Below are 15168 nucleotides of genomic sequence, written 5' to 3'. Positions count from 1 at the left end.
CGCGTAGAGCCGCTTCAGAAAACGCGCCATGCGCCGGGCATGATGATCGGGCCGGTCGATCATGTCCTGCAGCGCCGTGAGACGGGCAAGTGCCGGGGCGGGGTTTGCGGGCGTGTCGTCAGCGTCCGGCAAGGATGGTGCGGTAGGGTGGGCAGCGATGTCATCGGGGCCGGGAAAGCCGGGCAGGGCCTCGACGAGGCGGATGGCTGTTTGTCGTGGGGCCTGGTCATGGGCGGTTTGAGGGTGCCGTGTGTCGTGCGGACGGGCCCGCAGTGCTGGCAGGACGAGCGACGCCGCGCGCAGCACGAGCAGGCGGCGCGCAAGGCTCTCGGCAAGCCGCAGCAGGCCATAGGCGCGGCGCTTCAGTCCGTGCGTGAAGAGCGGCGCATTGAGCAGCCGCTGGACAAGGCCCAGCAGGCCGGCAAGGACTGGCCAGTTCTTCTCAAGGCATGCGGCTGTGTGAAGATCGGGCATGCGGGAGAGTATAGGCGGGGCGGCGAGGTGGGGGATATTTTTTGTTTGCGGTGCGATGCTGCGGGGCCCTACCCCGACCCTCCCTCCTTCGACAGGCTCAGGATAAACGGGGAGGGGGAAGGCGTTCCGCCAAGATGCCGACATTGTGCCAACGGCCTCGTGGTTCGACTTCGCTCACCATGTCGGCCTTATGCGATGTCAGAAATAGCCCGACATGGTGAGCGAAGTCGAACCATAGCGGGCGAACAACGCAGGCATGTGAGACTATCGCCCCCTTTCCCTCAGGGGGGGGGCGCTAGCGGGCGTTTCGCTTCGCTATCGTGATGATTTCCGGACTCGTTTGCGTCACCGGGGAGAGATCCCAGTTGCCATACTGGGCGTGAATGGAGAAGCCGGACTTTGCCAGCGCGACATTGAGCGCTTCAGGCGAGAGAAAGCGCAGTGTGCTCGTGCTCACTTCCGGCTCGGGCCAGGCGGGCGAAGAAAAGGTGTGCGTGAATGTGACGGTGTGACCGTCGAAGGGGCGGATGACGTCACGGCGATCCACATAGGTCTCACCTGCGACCGAGACCGCCTTTTCCCTTTCACCCGTCCAGCCTTCCCATGCGCGGGCGCCGGGGTTGCGAGTTTCGAACATGAAGCAGCCGCCGGGCATCAGTGCGCCATGGACCGCAGCAAGGAAACTGGCAATGGCTTCGTCCGACACCAGCACCTGGAAGGCGTGGCCCGTCATGACCGCAAGATCAAACCTGGCTTCCCATTCCTGTGCTTCAAGGTAGCCGCAAATCCAGTCGATACCCGGTTTCGTTCGCGCGATTTCCATCATGCCCGAAGCAGGGTCCAATCCGGTGAGGCGGCCCTTGTGGCCAGCCTTGAGGGCCGCTTCGAGCAGAGTACCCGTGCCGCAGCCAATGTCGAGGACGCGCCCGGCGGTCATGATATACGGCAGGTAGAAGGCGTAGTCCTCGCGGCCTGCCGTTTCGCAGATCGCATCATAGAGCCGTGCAAGAGTGGGGTCAGAAAAGAAGCGGTCTGGGCTGGTCACCGGCGCTGGCCCGCCCTTGTGGTTCGACTTCGCTCACCACGCGGGCCTAATGCAAATGTCGAAGAAGCCCGCATGGTGAGCGAAGTCGAACCACGGGCGCAGACGCTCTCAATCTGCGTCACGCTCGATGAGCGCCAACTCATCTGAGCGCCGATGTCCTGCCATCGCCGCCAGTGCATGGCTGAGAGGTGTGGTGATGGGCCCTCAGACGGCTGTGCCGTCGAGGGTGACGCATCACGAAGGGTTCTACTCCTCCGCATCCCGCTCGCTGCCTTCGACCAGATACCAGGGCGTTTCGCCATAGTCGTAGGGTGGTTCGGCGTAGAGGAGGCGGACGGCGTTGAGGGCCGCCTGGTGGAAGATGGTGGCGTGGGTCTGGCTCGCTGAGAGATCGTCATAGTGAACCGCGATGCCGGCTTCTACCGCCGCTTCGCTTAACAGGTCGATTGCGGCCTTCATCGATCCGCCTTCATCGGCGTAGGCGAGATAGAGACGCGTGCCCTCAAAGTCGTTTGCGGCCATGAAAATGGGTGCGTCGCGGCCGAGACGCTGGTCATCCCACCAGAGGCTGGGGCTGATGGCGATATAGTCGTCAAAAGTGGCAGGTTCCTTGAGATACGTGTCGACGATGAACAGCCCGGCGAGGGACTCGCCGATGACTGTGCTCTGGCCATTTACGGGGAAGTTGTTGGCTACGAAGGGCTGGACTTCATCAGTAATGAAGGCGCGAAAATCGACAGCGTCGCCAGAGGTTGGGAATTCCTCCCTGTAACGCGGGTCCTGTGCGAGCGGTGTCAGTTCGTTCTGGCGGTCGTCGGTCTCGATGCCGACGACGATGGTGGGCTGGAAAGTCCATGAGAGCGCGCCAAGCTGCATCAGGCCGGTGATGTGGAACCAGTCCTGCTCTGTGCCGCCATCGATGAGATAGACGGTGCGATAGGGCGCGCGCTCGTCCCGGTCTGCATGCGGCGGGACCCAGACATTGACGGTGCGCGCCTCGCCGAGGATTTCGGACTCGATGGTGTAGGACTGGCCGAATGTTATCGGTTCCTGCGCGGCGGCGGGGAAGGTGATGGTCGCGGTGAGGGCGAGCGTCGCGAGGCTAAAGCGAGCCCGCCGCCGTGGTTCGACTTCGCTCACCATGGCGGCTTTGAGGCGGCGAAACACTTCTACCAGCCGCCATCCCGAGCGAAGTCGAGGGATTATGGCGTGCAGGGCGCCTCTCACGCTTTCACCAGCCCGATCTCACGCAGGCGTTCCATGAGATAGGCCTGGGCGGTGATGGGGGGCTCAGCCTTGCCGCCTTCGGCCATGCACCCGGGCAGCTGCTCGATCAGGAAGTCCTGATTGAAGTGGAGGAAGAAGGGCGTGGAGTAGCGTGGGAATCTGGCGCGCTCGGGTTCCGGGTTGACGACGCGGTGGGTGGTCGACGGGAGGACGCCGCCGGTGAGGCGCTGCAGCATGTCGCCGCAATTGATGACGAGTGCATCCGGCGGCGGGTTCACGCCGAGCCATTTGCCGGAGCGGTGCAGGACTTCAAGGCCGGCTTCTTCGGCACCCAGCAGCAGGGTGATGACATTGATGTCTTCATGCGCGGCGGCGCGCACCGTGCCCTTGGGCGGCGGGTTCTCCTGCGGCGGGTAGTGGAGCAGGCGGAGGATGGAATTGCCTTGCTCGACCTTGTCGTCGAACCAGTCCTCGGGGAGGCCGAGGTGCAGGGCAACGGCGCGAAGGAGCGTGCGGCCAAATTCGTCAAGCGCTTCAAAGAAGGCGCGGGTGGCGGGGTCGAAATCCGGCACTTCGGCGACGGAGGGCGTGTCCTTCATCGTGTCGCGGTATTTTGAATCCGCCGGCAGGTCGCGGCCCGTGTGCCAGAATTCCTTGAGGTCGGCGGCTTTCTGGCCCTTGGCATTTTCGGTGGCAAAGGGGGTGTAGCCGCGCTGACGGCCGCCGGGCGCGTCATGGTATTTTTCCTTCACCTCTTCCGGCAGCCTGAAGAAATCCTTTGCGGCCTCATTGGCGCGGGCGATGACGGCCTGGTCGACCGGGTGGCCGGTGATCACGGCAAAGCCGGTCTCACGGAAGGAGTTGCCGAGCTTGGCGGCAAAGGCGGCCTTGTCCTCTTTCCAGAGGCTGAAGGGGATCGGTTCGAAGAGATTTGTCATGACGGGCGCGAATATACGCGCGTGCGCCGCGAAGCCCAAGCCTGCAGTGTCAGACGCGGCTGCGTCATGTCGCGTCAGCGAAAATCGTCCGGCCCGCCCAGCATCCGGTGGACCGGCCAGTCGGAGAAGGCGAGGTAAAAGAAGGAAGCGAGGTTCACCACGGGGATGAACATCAGCAGCGACCAGGCGCCATTATAGCCGGCCTTGGCCCAGATCTGCCACATGGCGAGCACAAAGGTGCCGACCAGGGCGAGGTAGAGCAGGAATGCGACAATGACCATGAGTGAGAGCCTTTCGGGGCTGGAGTGAGTGGCGCCGTGGACAAGAGGTAGGATGCGGCGGGGCGGGCTTCAATTGTCTGACCGGACAGGGGCGGCCTGGCGCGGAGTCACCTGAAAAGCCGCTAAAGGTAAATATCCGGCCACTGACTGTTAACACACGGATGGTTTTCGCCCTTTCCTGTTAACCATACCGCAAATCTCAGGCGGCACCCTGATGGTCAGTCACCGAGGCGGTGGCGTGATGGTCAACAGGCCCGGTCAACAAGGCGAAACGCCAGCCGGGTGGGTGGAAAAGGAAACAAGGAAATGCCTTACGCAGATCTGGTATCTGATATTGCCCCGGAGACGGGGATCACTTCAACCTCGAGCGCAGACGATCTGTGCAAGGTCGGTCTCGCCTATTCAGAAGGTCTCGGCGTCGATGCCGACATGGTCCAGGCGCATAAATGGTTCAACCTGGCAGTGCTCAAGGGCTCTGAAGCGGCCAAGGAATACCGCGCCCAGATGGCTGAGATGCTGTCGAGCGAAGAGATCAAGGAAGCGCTGAAATCAGCCCGCGCCTGGCTGCAACTGGCGAATTAGGTTTCGGGGCTCGTTCAGTGAGCCCGCCGCCGATGGTTGGCGTTCGGTGGCGACGCCGAAATCCTTCGACTTCGCTCAGGATGTCGGCTTGGTGGCGTGGCGTTTGAATTTGCGCGGCTTTGCTGGATTGGCGGGCGCCGACTTCGATACCGAAAGCCGCTTCAGCGCCGCCATGTCACCTTGGATCAGCGCTTCTTTCTTGGCGCGTGACCACTTCTTGATTTGCCGTTCATAGGCGAATGCATCTTCGACACGATCGAAACTTGTCGACCAGACCAGTTCGACCGGTCGGCGGCGGAATGTCCAGGCTGTCGGAATGTCTCCGGCATTGTGCTGGGCGACGCGGGCTTCAACGTCGAAGCCCTTGTGACTTCCAACATAATACTTCCCGTCTGCGCAGCGCAGAATGTAGGTAAAGCCTTGTTCGCTCATGCAGCAACATAGCCGCCATGGTGAGCGAAGTCGAACCACTGGCGGCGGTCGGATATGCGGGACGCCGATCCTTCGTCTTCGCTCAGGATGTCGGCTCAGGTGGGCTCAGCATGTCGGCGGGGGCGTACACCAGACCCCTAATCCCTGAAAGCTCCGGCGACGTCGTAATAGAATGAGAAGTCGAGGGGCAGGGCGGCGCGGATCCATTGCTGGACGAAGAGGTTTTCGGCGGCAATTTTCGAGCGCGGGACATAGACGACATCGAACCGGCGCAGCGGCGTCCAGTCGGCGAGCGCCGGGTCGCTGAGGCCCTTGTTGAGGTCAATCACGGCTGTCATGACCTGGCCGCCCGGCATGCGCCGCATCAGGGCGACATTTGACGGCTTGGCGCGGTCATTCATGCCGCCGGCCATGATGATTGCCTGGAGCGGATCGATCTGGCCCGGCAATTCCATCATGCCCGGAGAATTCACTTCGCCGCCGACGAAGATGCGCTGACTGGCAAAGCCGGTCGGGATAACATCGATATCGGGGTCTTTCAGCTCTGACGCATAGGCCTGCATGAGGCTGGCGCGGATCTCGGCGGAGGTGCGGGCAGAGGCCTGGACCGGGCCGATATAGGGCAGGGTGACCGAGCCGTCCGGCGCGACGACGAGGTCGCGGTTGAGCTCGGGCGCGGTGTGGAACACGACCTGCAGCGTGTCGCCCGGTGCCAGCAGATAGGCGTAGTCGCGGCCATCCTCATGGCGCCAGTCCATCACTGGAAATTGCTCCGACGGCTTCGGCTCGGGCGTCTGGCAGGCGCCAAGCAGGAGGGCAATCGGAATGAGGGAGCAGCGCTTCATGTCTGTGACCGGGGATCTGTTGCAGCCACCGGGACAGTGTTCGTTAATGTTTAAGGAATTATCAAGCCGCATGCCGCATGAATGGGCTTAACCATGGTGATCACGGGACTGGGCACGGTATGAGCAATTCGGATGATTGGGGTACGGGGCACGCGTCCCGGACCGATCAGACTGGTGTTCGCCTTCGCCCGCGGATCGGTCCGCTGGACGTGCTTGTCCGGCTGTGGCGTGCCAAATGGCTGATGATCCTCGTCTTCCTGCCGATCTTCCTCTTGGGACTGCTTGCCGCTTTCCAGATGCCGACCGAATATGAAGCCCGCTCAAGGCTTTATGTGCGGCTGGGTGATGAGAGCGTGTTCCGCCCGCGCGTCGGCAGTGCGCTGGGCGAGGGACAGCCGCTGGCGCCCGATACAGAGCAGCTGCTGCTGGCCGAACTGGAAGTGCTGCAAAGCCCGGTTGTCGCAGAGCGTGCGCTGGAGAAATTCCCGCTGCAGCGGATCTTCCCGAAGCTGGTGACGGCAATGGAAAAGGAAATGGAGAAGGAGCCGGCGGACCTGCATGACGCGATCGCCGAGGAGACCTTCCAGAAGGCCATCGCGGCCCTGCAGAAGCGGTTCAAGGCAGGCGCTGCGCCAAAGACGCCGGTGATCGCTGCATCGATCGAGCATGAGGATGCCGAGGTTTCGGCCGAGCTGCTGAATGCGATGATCGGGGCCTATCTCGATTATCGCCAGGAAGTCTTTGCAGGCAGCGGCTCTGACAGCCTGCGCGACCAGCGCAAGAAATTCGAAGGCCAGCTGCTGGATGTGGAAAGCGACATCCGCGCCTTCCTGCGCTCAAACAATATTGGCGATTTTGAAAGCGAGCGGGCCACGGCCCAGCAACTCTATGCGACGATATCGGGCGAGCTGCTGACCAACCAGTCCCGCGCCAGTGCGGTCGAAGGCCAGCTCGATACCTATAACCGGCAGCTCGCCACGATTGAGCCGCAGCAGGACATGTATGTCGAGGACAGCTCAGCCAGCCAGCTGATGCAGCTGAAGATCGAGCGCGAGGACCTGTTGTCGCGCTATACGGCGGATTCGCGGGCGGTGCAGGCCATCGATACGCGTATCGCGCAGCTTGAGGACTATCTCAATTCCCGCGATGGGCTTGCCGGCACGACGCGGCGCGGGCCGAACCCGGTCTATCAGCAGATCGAGCAGGCCGCCGCAAACCTTGAGGCCGAACGCCAGTCGCTCGCGCTGCAGGAAGCCGAGCTTCAGCGGCAGCTGAACCGGGTCGAGGCGCGTCTGGCGTGGCTGAATGACCTGACGCCGGAATGGCAGGAGCTGCAGCGTCGCAAGGCGCTGATGGAGGCCAATGTCGAGAATTTCTCGGTGCGCGAGATCCAGGAGAATGCGCTGGCGGAAATCTCGGTGGAGTCCGCCGATAGCGTGCGCGTCCTCGAGCCGGCGCGCGTGCCGGTAAAAGGCTCCAGCCTGAAGATGCCGATCGCGGCGCTGGCCTTCCTGTTTGCCGGCTTCACCGCACTGATGATGGGCCTGCTCTCGGCCCTGATGCGGCGCGGCTTTCCGACGGCCGCTTCGGTGGAACGCACGACGGGCCTGCCGGTGATTGCGGCGGTGGGGAAGGCCTGACCGATCTCAGAGAATTGATGCCAGTAACATCAGCGCACACGCGGCGGCGCCGATGCATGGAATGGATATGTGAACCTTGTATCCGGCCTGGCTGAGGGCGGTGCCCTTTCGCTTCAGCCAGACAAGGGCGAAGTTCACTGTAATGAATACGACCAGCACGATCTGGGAAGTCAGCTCTGCCAGCGCTTCAACGGGGATGAGCAAGACCAGCACCAGGATGATCGCCGCAACAAGGCCGGTGGCGACAAGCGGCGTCCGTGTCGTCGGACTTACGCGGGCAAGCGGCGTCGGCAAGTAGCCTCGGTCGGCGAGCCCATAGATAACACGCGAGGACATGATCATCTGGATCAGGACCCCGTTCAGCGTCGCAATCCCGGCAATGAGGGTAATCATGCCGCGTGCCCAGGCAGCATCATCGCTGAACATGAGCGACAGGGGCGCCGTCGACTGCTTCAACTCATCCATTGGGACGGACAGGACGACCACAGCAGCAACAGCGAGATAGATCACCGTCGAAACGATGAGAGTGAGGAGAATGGCGCGTGGCATGTTCCGTTCCGGCGCTTCGGCTTCCTCGGCCACATTGGCGAGGTCTTCAAACCCGATAAAGGCAAAGAAGGCGATGACGCCCCCACCCACGATGCCACCCCATGCGGCCGGCTCAAAAGGCGGAACCAGTGATCCGATCTCATGGACGATGTCAGGTTGGATGATGATGCCGTAGATCACCACGAACACCAGTCCGGCAATTTCGATTAGCGTGAAAACCGCAGCAATCGTTACAGATTCAAGGATGCCCCATGCGGCAAGACCACTAAGGATGAGGACGATCAGGATGACAAGGGCCGTCTGCGGAAAGGCCGTCAGCTCGCCGAGATAACCGCTCGCGCCGATCGCGATGGTAGAGGATGAGACAAGGCCCGCTGCCGCAATGGCGAGCCCTATGAGCAGAGTGAGAGACCTCAACCCAAATGCACTTTCGACATAGGCTGCTTCGCCGGCGCTGACCGGATATCGCGTGCTGAGCTCTGCATAGCTGAGCCCTGTGAAGGCGACCACGCCTGCGGCGAGCAGGAAGGAGACGGGGGTGTAGCGGCCCGCCTCTGCGGCGGCGAGACCGACAAGGACATAGATGCCAGCGCCGACCGTGATGCCAAGTCCGTAGAAGACGAGCAGCGAGAGCGAGAGGCGCCGCTTCAGTGTGACCGTTTCCGGCGCGCCAGCCTGTGTCTGCGATGTGTCCGGACTCATGTGGCCATCATAGCAAACCGGGTGGGGCCTCCAAAGCAAAAGCTTGCTGCCGGAACGCGCGATGCATCAAGGTTAAGAAAAGCATTAACCACGGCGTGCTAGCCCTGACTCTCTCAGGATGGACGGGCCGGATGCGAGACCTTCGAGACAGACTTGACCGTGCGTGGCTGACGGCGTCGCGCCTGACGCCGGATGGCGGGGCGCGCTGCGTGATGTTCATGTCCGCGCGCGAAGGCGAGGGCACGTCCAGCCTTGCGGCATCCTTTGCGATGATGGCGGCGCGCAAGTCGCAGAAGGCGACCTGGCTGATCGACCTCGACCTCAGGCGCAATGCAATGTTTGCGGCCTTTGAACGCGGCGTGTTCAGAGATGCCGGAGCGCCGGGCCGCGCGTTTGATGCCTCACTCAGGACCGATCCGATCTACATGCTGTCGCCGCCGGGCCTGGAGCGGGGCTCAGAGAATGCCGACAAGAAGCTTCTGACCGTACACGAGATCAAGGGGACGCGGTTGCTCGTCTCGCGCTTTCGCAATGAGGAATTGCGCCCTGGCCAGCGCGTGCAGCTTCGCACGCAGCCAGCCTGGTGGGATACGGTGCGCCGCGCGGCGGACTGGGTTGTGGTCGATGCACCGGCGCTGTCGCGCTCGCCAGCGGGTCTTGCCATGGCGGCGCAGATGGACGGCGTGATCATCGTGCTGCAGGCCGATTCAACCGGCGCTGAGGAAGTGATGGGCCTGCGCCGCGAGATCGAGACGCATGGCGGGCGTGTCATTGGTGTGGTGATAAACAGGATCGGTGCGGATGCCCGCTTCGCTGACCGCCTCGCAGGGTAGCAGGCACCCGCTCCATACGCTCGCCCTGGTTAGTGAGCTTGCGATTGCCTTTGCCTGCCTCGTCCTCTTCACCGAAGGCCTGCTGCCGCGGCTGTTTGCCAGCGAAGAAAACCCCGATAGCGGCTTTCTGAGACTGCTCTGGCTGCCGGTATACGGGCTGGTCGGGCTGGGGGCGCTGTGGAAGCTGCCGGACATGTTTCGCGCGGCGATCCGGATGCCGTTCCTGCTTTTTATCCTGGGGCTCGCCTGCGCGAGCGTCATATGGTCGATCAATCCGGAAGTGACGCAGCGCCGGGCGATTGCCATCGCGGCGACGACGCTGGCCGGATTTTACCTCGCCGTGCGCTATGACTGGCGCACATTGCTGAGACTTCTGGGCGCGGTGTGGCTGCTGCTGGCCTTCATTTCGCTGGCAGCGGGCATTGTCGCGCCAAGTTTTGGCGTGATGGACGAAATCCATGTCGGGGCCTGGCGCGGCCTCTGGTGGGAAAAGAACACGATGGGCGGGCATATGGCGCGCGCGGCGTTCCTGTTTGCCTTCCTGTTCCTGATGGACAGGCGCTGGCGGCTCATCTGGGGCGGGGGTGTCATGCTCTGTGCTGTGCTGGTGCTGCTGTCGACGTCAAAGACGGCGCTGCTTGGTCTGATGCTGGGCTTTGGCGTGCTCGCCATGGCAGCCTGGATGCGGCGCGGGCCGGTCACGACCATTTCGACCTTATGGCTTGGCGTCATCTCGGTCGGTGCGTTTGCGGGCGTGATGATGTTTGCGCCGGAACTCGTCTTCCAGCTTCTCGGACGGGATGCGACGCTGACCGGGCGGACCGACATCTGGGCGGCGCTGTTCGATGCCATCGCTGAGCGGCCCTGGCTCGGCTATGGATACGCCGCGTTCTGGGGCGCAGAATCGCAGCCGGCCTATATGGTGCGGCTCGCGACGGAGTGGCTGGTGCCGACGGCGCATAATGGCTGGCTGGAAACGGCACTCAGCCTTGGCCTGTTGGGCATGTTCGGTCTTGCCATCTGTTACCTCGTGATGATGGGGCGGGCTGTGATGCTGGCCTTCCGCAGCTGGTCTGGCGTGTTTGCCTGCGGCGTTGGCCTGCAATTCCTGCTGTTCAGCCTGTCGGAGAGCATCGCGTTGCAGCAGAACGCCATTGTCTGGGTGACGTTCGTGGCGGTGGCTGTGAAAGTGGCAATGCCGCAAAGGGCGGTGTCGCGCGAGAAGACGCCGGCGCGCGACCTAGCGGTTCGCGGGGAGCGGCTCGCGCGTATGGCGGCTCGCCCCTCTATCGTTCGCATCCGCTGAAACGGCGGGCCTGGCCGGGGCGGGGCGCTGGCTGACCGTGGCGGCACCGTAGAATTTCATCTCTTTCCAGAACAGGACCTTTCCGAGGCCGCGAATGGCCTTGTCGAGTTCAAAGGCGCGGTCAGGGTGGCGGACGGCCCAGAGGGCCAGCCATTTGAGGCCGTGCAGCGCGAACTTGCCCGCGCCGATGCCCATCCACATGGCGAGGCTGGCATAGCGCGGTGGATCGGCCCGACGTGCGAGCGTGCAGGGCCCCTGGCCGTAGGCGAGGGCCCGGCGCAGCGTATAGGAGAGGGTCACGCGCTGGGGCAGGGGATGTTCGTAGCAGGTGGCTTTCGGGGCCCAGGCGAATTTGCGTCCGGCCTGTTTCAGCCGGGCCCAGAGCAGGTCATCCTCACCGCCGACTTCATTCATCCTGATGTCGAACCAGGGCTTGCCGCCGGGGATCTGATGCGTGTCGAGCAGGGAGTTGCCGCAGCCATAGGGCTTGTCGACGAAGCCTTCGCGCAGGCGTGGTTCGCGGCCGAAAAAGTCTTCGAAATAGGACCGGTGCGTTGTAATGTCGTCTGGAAGTTCTGCCGAGATCGGGCCGAAGGTCACGGCCGCGCCATAGCCTTCATAGGTTGCGAGCAGTTCTTCCAGCCAGTGGACCGGGGCGGACTGGTCATCGTCGAGGAAGGCAACAAGCTGTGTGGTGAGCGCGTCCATGGCGGCGTTGCGGGCATTGGCGACGCCGGGCGCTGGCGCGTGGACATAGTGAAGCGTGATGCCTTCGGGAGCCTTTCCGACAAGCGCGTCGAATGCAAAGCGAGCGGATGCCTCTGCAGAGTTATCGGCAATCAGGACCGTAAAGCCCTCTTTGCGCACAGATTGCCAGAACAGGCTTTCGACGGCCCGGTGCAGGCTTTCCGGCCTGTTATAGGTCGGGATGACAACTGTGATGTCCTTCGGGCTCATGCCGGGTCCTTACCGAGTATTTCCTGAACGGCGCGTGAAGGCGTTACCAGATTCGCGCCCGTGTCGCGGGCAAGGCGAACGAGGCGTCTCAGGCTGTCAGGTGTTGTCCCCCAAGGACTGCCATTCTGGCGCACATCATGCGTGAACACAAACAGCCAGGTCGGGTTTCTCGCCGCGGCCTCGATGGCGGCGGCGGCGCGGGCGGTGCTCGCCTCGTCTGCATCAAGCTCATAGGCCGAGAGCTGCATCAGGTCCGCGCCCTTGTTGTTGACCCCCGGCAGGATGCCGCGAACGGCCTCGAACTTGGTCGTCAGGGCCGGTTTCAGCCCGGCGCTCGTCTCGCCATAAGGCCAGGCGAACTGGGTGACGGGCAGGGTGTGGCCCATCTCCCTGAGGCGCGCGAGATTGGTGTCGATATCAATGAGGACGTCCTTCATGGATGTACGGGCGCAGTCGATATGGCTTTCGGTATGGGCGCAGATTTCATGGCCCGCAGCAGTGAGCGGTGCGAGGTCGCGCTCATCGAACAGGTCGCCCATCGTGCCGGTGGTTCCGGCCATGCCGGTGCAGGCATAATAGCCGCCCTTCGCGCCGACTTCATCGAGGATTTCCGCGCCCGTATCGGCGGCCGATTTCGGGAAGTCGTCAAAGGTGAAGCAGATATAGGTCTCGCGCGGCTGGACGCTGAGCGGGGCGGCGACCTGCCAGCGGGTCAGGCGGCGGCGGATCTTTGCCGCGAGGGAGCGATCGGGAACATAGTCTGCGAGGGCCTGGGCGGTCATGAGAGGTGCTCTGCGTATTCGAGGGCGCGATAGGTTTTCAGCGCGGTCAGGCGAAGTTTCATCGGAAGCCTTGTCTCCGCCGCGACATGACGGGTGACCTGGCGAAGCAGGCTGCGGCCCGGCAGGCGGCGGAGGCGGTTTGCCATGCGGAAGAGCCGCATGGACCTGACGGCTTCGGGATGGCGCTCTGCAAGGCGTGCGAAATTGGCACCCGAGCCGCCAAACTTGGCCATCAGGGTTTCGGTCGCGTCGAGGCCGAGATGGGTCGCGGTATTGTCGATATGGGTGACGGGGAAGCGCTCCGCGACGCGCAGGCCCCAGTCGACATCCTCCCAGCCCCAGCCTGTGAAGCCTTCATCGAAGGTGACGGCGTCCAGTATGTCGGCGTGGACGAGGATGTTGGAGGTAAAGACGTAGCGACCGGGTTCCTGCCGGCGAATGCTGGCAGGCAGGCATTCGGAGCGGATCGACTGGGCGTAATGCAGGCCGGTCGGTGTCGTGGGAGCGACCTGTCTGAGGCTGAACCCGCCCGCAATCAGCGACGGGCCGTCTGACTCGCGCAGCGCCTTCAGATAGCGGGTGAGGAACCACTCATTGTCCGGGCACATATCGGCGTCGAGGAAGAGGATCCAGTCTGTCTCAGCGAGCGCGGTGAGCCGGTTGCGGGCTTCGGAGCGTCCGACATTGCGCGGCGAGGTGATGAGACGCGCCGGGCCGGGATGGGCCATGACATGCCGCGCCAGAGCCCTGGACATGTCTTCGTCGCCGGAGCCGTCATCGAAGAAGAGCAGGGCCGTCTGGCGGGCGCCGGGCAGGCGCGACAGGGTCGCGGCCAGCGGGGCGGCGCTGTCCCTGTAGCAGGGCACGCAGATGCTGAGCGCCGCGTCACCCGAAATGCCGTTCGACAGCACGGCTTCGCCGGCATCGGTGCGGATCAGCGGCAGGCCGTCATGGGCCTGCGGGAAGAAGGTTCCAGTGTCAGCCATCTATCGTTGCTTTTTCCAGTCGCCGAGCAGGCAGGGGGCTGTTGCGAGCATGATGAACACGTCGAACCAGAAGGAGTACCGGTTCACATATTCCATATCGAGGCGGACGCGCTCGCGAACGCCGGCGCCGGTATGAACGGGGCCGCGCGAGCCATTGATCTGGGCCCAGCCGGTAATGCCGGGTTTGACGCGGTGGCGATGGGCATAGTCGCCGACGAGGTTCTGGACTTCGGCATCCTCGGCTGTCATGCCGATGGCGTGCGGGCGCGGGCCGACAATCGACATCTCGCCGGTCAGCACGTTGATCAGCTGCGGCAGCTCGTCGATGGAGGTTGCGCGGATGATGCGGCCGACGCGGGTCACGCGGGGGTCATGCGCTGTGGTCTGGCTGGTGATTTTCTCGGCAGCGGACGGATTGTGCTTCATGGAGCGGAACTTCCAGACGCGGATGATCTGGTTGTTGAAGCCGTGCCGCTTCTGGCGGAAGAAGACCGGGCCGGGGCTTTCCAGCTTGATGGCGAGCGCTGTCAGCAGGAGGAGCGGCGAGAAGGCGACCAGCATCAGAGATGCGAAGACGAGGTCTGCGGCCCGCTTGACGACAGCCCGGCTGAGATCGTTCGGCGCGCCTGAGACATAGGCGGCGGGCGAGCGGGCGATTTCCGAGAGGCTTTCGGTTTCCGGGTCGAAGCCCTCAAGGTCGAGCAGCAGGACGACACGCTGTGGCAGGACGCGCAGGCGGCTGATCAGGGTGCGGACGCGTTCGCGGGCGTCGGAGGTGACGGTGACGACGATGCGGTCAATGTCCGGCAGGCGGTCCCAGTTCATCAGGTCATCGACGCGGCCAAGCACCGGCACGCTGCCAAGTGCGGCGGGCGCGCGGGACATGCGGTCATCGAAGACGCCGACGACGTTCAATTCGCGCGTGTCCTGATTGCGCTCCAGCAGGCGCTGGGCATTGGCGGTCGCACCGACGAGGACGACATTCTCCGAGAAGCTGCCCCGGCGTGTCAGTATCTTGAAGATCACGACGAAGTGAGCGTGCAGCACCAGAATGAAAGCAAAGGCGAGATAGGACGCACCGAGCACGGCGCGGGCATGGTGGGGGGCGTAGACGGTCAGGACCGCGACGCCGAGCAGGGCAAGCGGAAGGCCGCAGCCTGTCGCAACGCGGAACATGTGGTCGATAACGGGACGGCTATAGGACAGGCGATAGCAGTCGGTATTGCGCAGGCCCAGGCTGATCGCCAGCGGGATAAGGGCAAAGGGCAGGATCTGCGCGACGGATGAGGTCAGCCAGTGCAGGCCGGCAACATAGATGGCGAGCGTCGCCATGGCGAAGCCTGCGACAATGTCAGCGGTCTGTTGCGCAAGGCGCAGGGTTGGCCGGTTGATGATCCGGCTCTGATTGCGAATCCGGGATTCGGCGGCGGCAAAGCTCACCTCGTCAGCGCGCGCACTGGCAGCTGGAAAGTTGAAATCCGGACTGGCAGGGATGCCAATATTTTGAAGCCCGTCGGCCATGCTTCGTGTTCCGATCGTTTCAGCGCGACCCCTGTATTCCAGAATATCCACAACATCCGCTTGCGCAG

The 15168-nt window shown here is 63.3% G+C and carries 15 protein-coding genes and 1 pseudogene; 4 read left to right on the top strand and 12 right to left on the bottom strand.

Going from position 1 to position 15168, the window contains the following annotated elements; all coding sequences use genetic code 11:
- The 5 genes and pseudogenes from B8746_RS16875 to B8746_RS16855 all read right to left on the bottom strand — a co-directional run.
- Window positions 1-474, bottom strand: a pseudogene (locus tag B8746_RS16875) (hypothetical protein); the annotation flags it as partial.
- Between the two features lie 295 nt (window positions 475-769).
- A complete protein-coding gene (locus tag B8746_RS16870) occupies window positions 770-1519 on the bottom strand; it encodes a class I SAM-dependent methyltransferase (protein ID WP_084394879.1) in 750 nt (249 codons plus the stop codon).
- Window positions 1520-1765: 246 nt separating this feature from the next.
- Entirely contained in the window at window positions 1766-2686 is a 921-nt protein-coding gene (locus B8746_RS16865) for an alpha/beta hydrolase (RefSeq protein ID WP_143434639.1), read from the bottom strand.
- Window positions 2687-2742: 56 nt separating this feature from the next.
- Window positions 2743-3684 (bottom strand): isopenicillin N synthase family dioxygenase, encoded by a 942-nt coding sequence (locus B8746_RS16860; RefSeq protein WP_084394891.1) that lies wholly within the window; start codon window positions 3682-3684, stop codon window positions 2743-2745.
- Window positions 3685-3758: 74 nt separating this feature from the next.
- Window positions 3759-3965, bottom strand: coding sequence for a hypothetical protein (locus B8746_RS16855; protein ID WP_084394877.1), 207 nt, complete (start codon window positions 3963-3965; stop codon window positions 3759-3761).
- 306 nt (window positions 3966-4271) lie between these two features.
- Here B8746_RS16855 and B8746_RS16850 point away from each other — a divergent pair, with 306 nt between their 5' ends.
- Window positions 4272-4547, top strand: a complete 276-nt coding sequence (locus tag B8746_RS16850) for an SEL1-like repeat protein (protein ID WP_084394876.1) — start codon at window positions 4272-4274, stop codon at window positions 4545-4547.
- Between the two features lie 75 nt (window positions 4548-4622).
- Here the strand turns inward: B8746_RS16850 and B8746_RS16845 are convergent, their stop codons facing one another.
- Both B8746_RS16845 and B8746_RS16840 read right to left on the bottom strand, forming a co-directional pair.
- The gene (locus tag B8746_RS16845; RefSeq protein WP_084394875.1) at window positions 4623-4979 is read right to left on the bottom strand and encodes a GIY-YIG nuclease family protein; all 357 of its coding nucleotides are present in this window, start codon (window positions 4977-4979) and stop codon (window positions 4623-4625) included.
- Between the two features lie 137 nt (window positions 4980-5116).
- Complete coding sequence (locus B8746_RS16840) at window positions 5117-5824, bottom strand: polysaccharide biosynthesis/export family protein (protein WP_084394874.1); 708 nt, start codon at window positions 5822-5824, stop codon at window positions 5117-5119.
- A 119-nt stretch (window positions 5825-5943) separates the two neighbouring features.
- On the opposite strand from B8746_RS16840, the gene B8746_RS16835 reads away from it, so the two are divergent.
- Window positions 5944-7464 (top strand): GumC family protein, encoded by a 1521-nt coding sequence (locus B8746_RS16835; protein ID WP_158084686.1) that lies wholly within the window; start codon window positions 5944-5946, stop codon window positions 7462-7464.
- A 6-nt stretch (window positions 7465-7470) separates the two neighbouring features.
- On the opposite strand, the gene B8746_RS16830 is transcribed toward B8746_RS16835, so the two are convergent.
- On the bottom strand, window positions 7471-8715 hold the full coding sequence (locus B8746_RS16830) for an APC family permease (protein WP_084394872.1): 1245 nt from the start codon (window positions 8713-8715) through the stop codon (window positions 7471-7473).
- A 131-nt stretch (window positions 8716-8846) separates the two neighbouring features.
- Between B8746_RS16830 and B8746_RS16825 the strand changes: the two genes are divergently transcribed.
- Both B8746_RS16825 and B8746_RS16820 read left to right on the top strand, forming a co-directional pair.
- Window positions 8847-9548 (top strand): P-loop NTPase family protein, encoded by a 702-nt coding sequence (locus tag B8746_RS16825; protein ID WP_084394871.1) that lies wholly within the window; start codon window positions 8847-8849, stop codon window positions 9546-9548.
- The gene (locus B8746_RS16820; RefSeq protein WP_084394870.1) at window positions 9517-10854 is read left to right on the top strand and encodes an O-antigen ligase family protein; all 1338 of its coding nucleotides are present in this window, start codon (window positions 9517-9519) and stop codon (window positions 10852-10854) included. Before B8746_RS16825 ends, B8746_RS16820 begins: the two co-directional genes overlap by 32 nt.
- On the opposite strand, the gene B8746_RS16815 is transcribed toward B8746_RS16820, so the two are convergent.
- From B8746_RS16815 to B8746_RS16800, 4 genes are read right to left on the bottom strand one after another with little or no spacing between them, the layout of a single operon-like run.
- Window positions 10789-11811, bottom strand: coding sequence for a glycosyltransferase family 2 protein (locus tag B8746_RS16815; protein WP_084394869.1), 1023 nt, complete (start codon window positions 11809-11811; stop codon window positions 10789-10791). The two genes, B8746_RS16820 and B8746_RS16815, sit on opposite strands and share 66 nt — an antisense overlap.
- The gene (locus B8746_RS16810) at window positions 11808-12593 is read right to left on the bottom strand and encodes a polysaccharide deacetylase family protein (protein ID WP_084394868.1); all 786 of its coding nucleotides are present in this window, start codon (window positions 12591-12593) and stop codon (window positions 11808-11810) included. Before B8746_RS16810 ends, B8746_RS16815 begins: the two co-directional genes overlap by 4 nt.
- Window positions 12590-13579, bottom strand: a complete 990-nt coding sequence (locus B8746_RS16805) for a glycosyltransferase family 2 protein (RefSeq protein WP_084394867.1) — start codon at window positions 13577-13579, stop codon at window positions 12590-12592. The genes B8746_RS16810 and B8746_RS16805 overlap by 4 nt, the downstream gene beginning before the upstream one ends.
- Window positions 13580-15100, bottom strand: a complete 1521-nt coding sequence (locus tag B8746_RS16800; RefSeq protein ID WP_084394866.1) for an exopolysaccharide biosynthesis polyprenyl glycosylphosphotransferase — start codon at window positions 15098-15100, stop codon at window positions 13580-13582.
- Between the last annotated feature and the right edge of the window lie 68 nt (window positions 15101-15168).

Source organism: Henriciella pelagia, assembly GCF_002088945.1.
In the GTDB taxonomy this organism is placed as follows: domain Bacteria; phylum Pseudomonadota; class Alphaproteobacteria; order Caulobacterales; family Hyphomonadaceae; genus Henriciella; species Henriciella pelagia.
The sequence above is the reverse complement of the archived record's forward strand: the minus strand, read 5'-3'. Positions and strand labels throughout refer to the sequence as shown.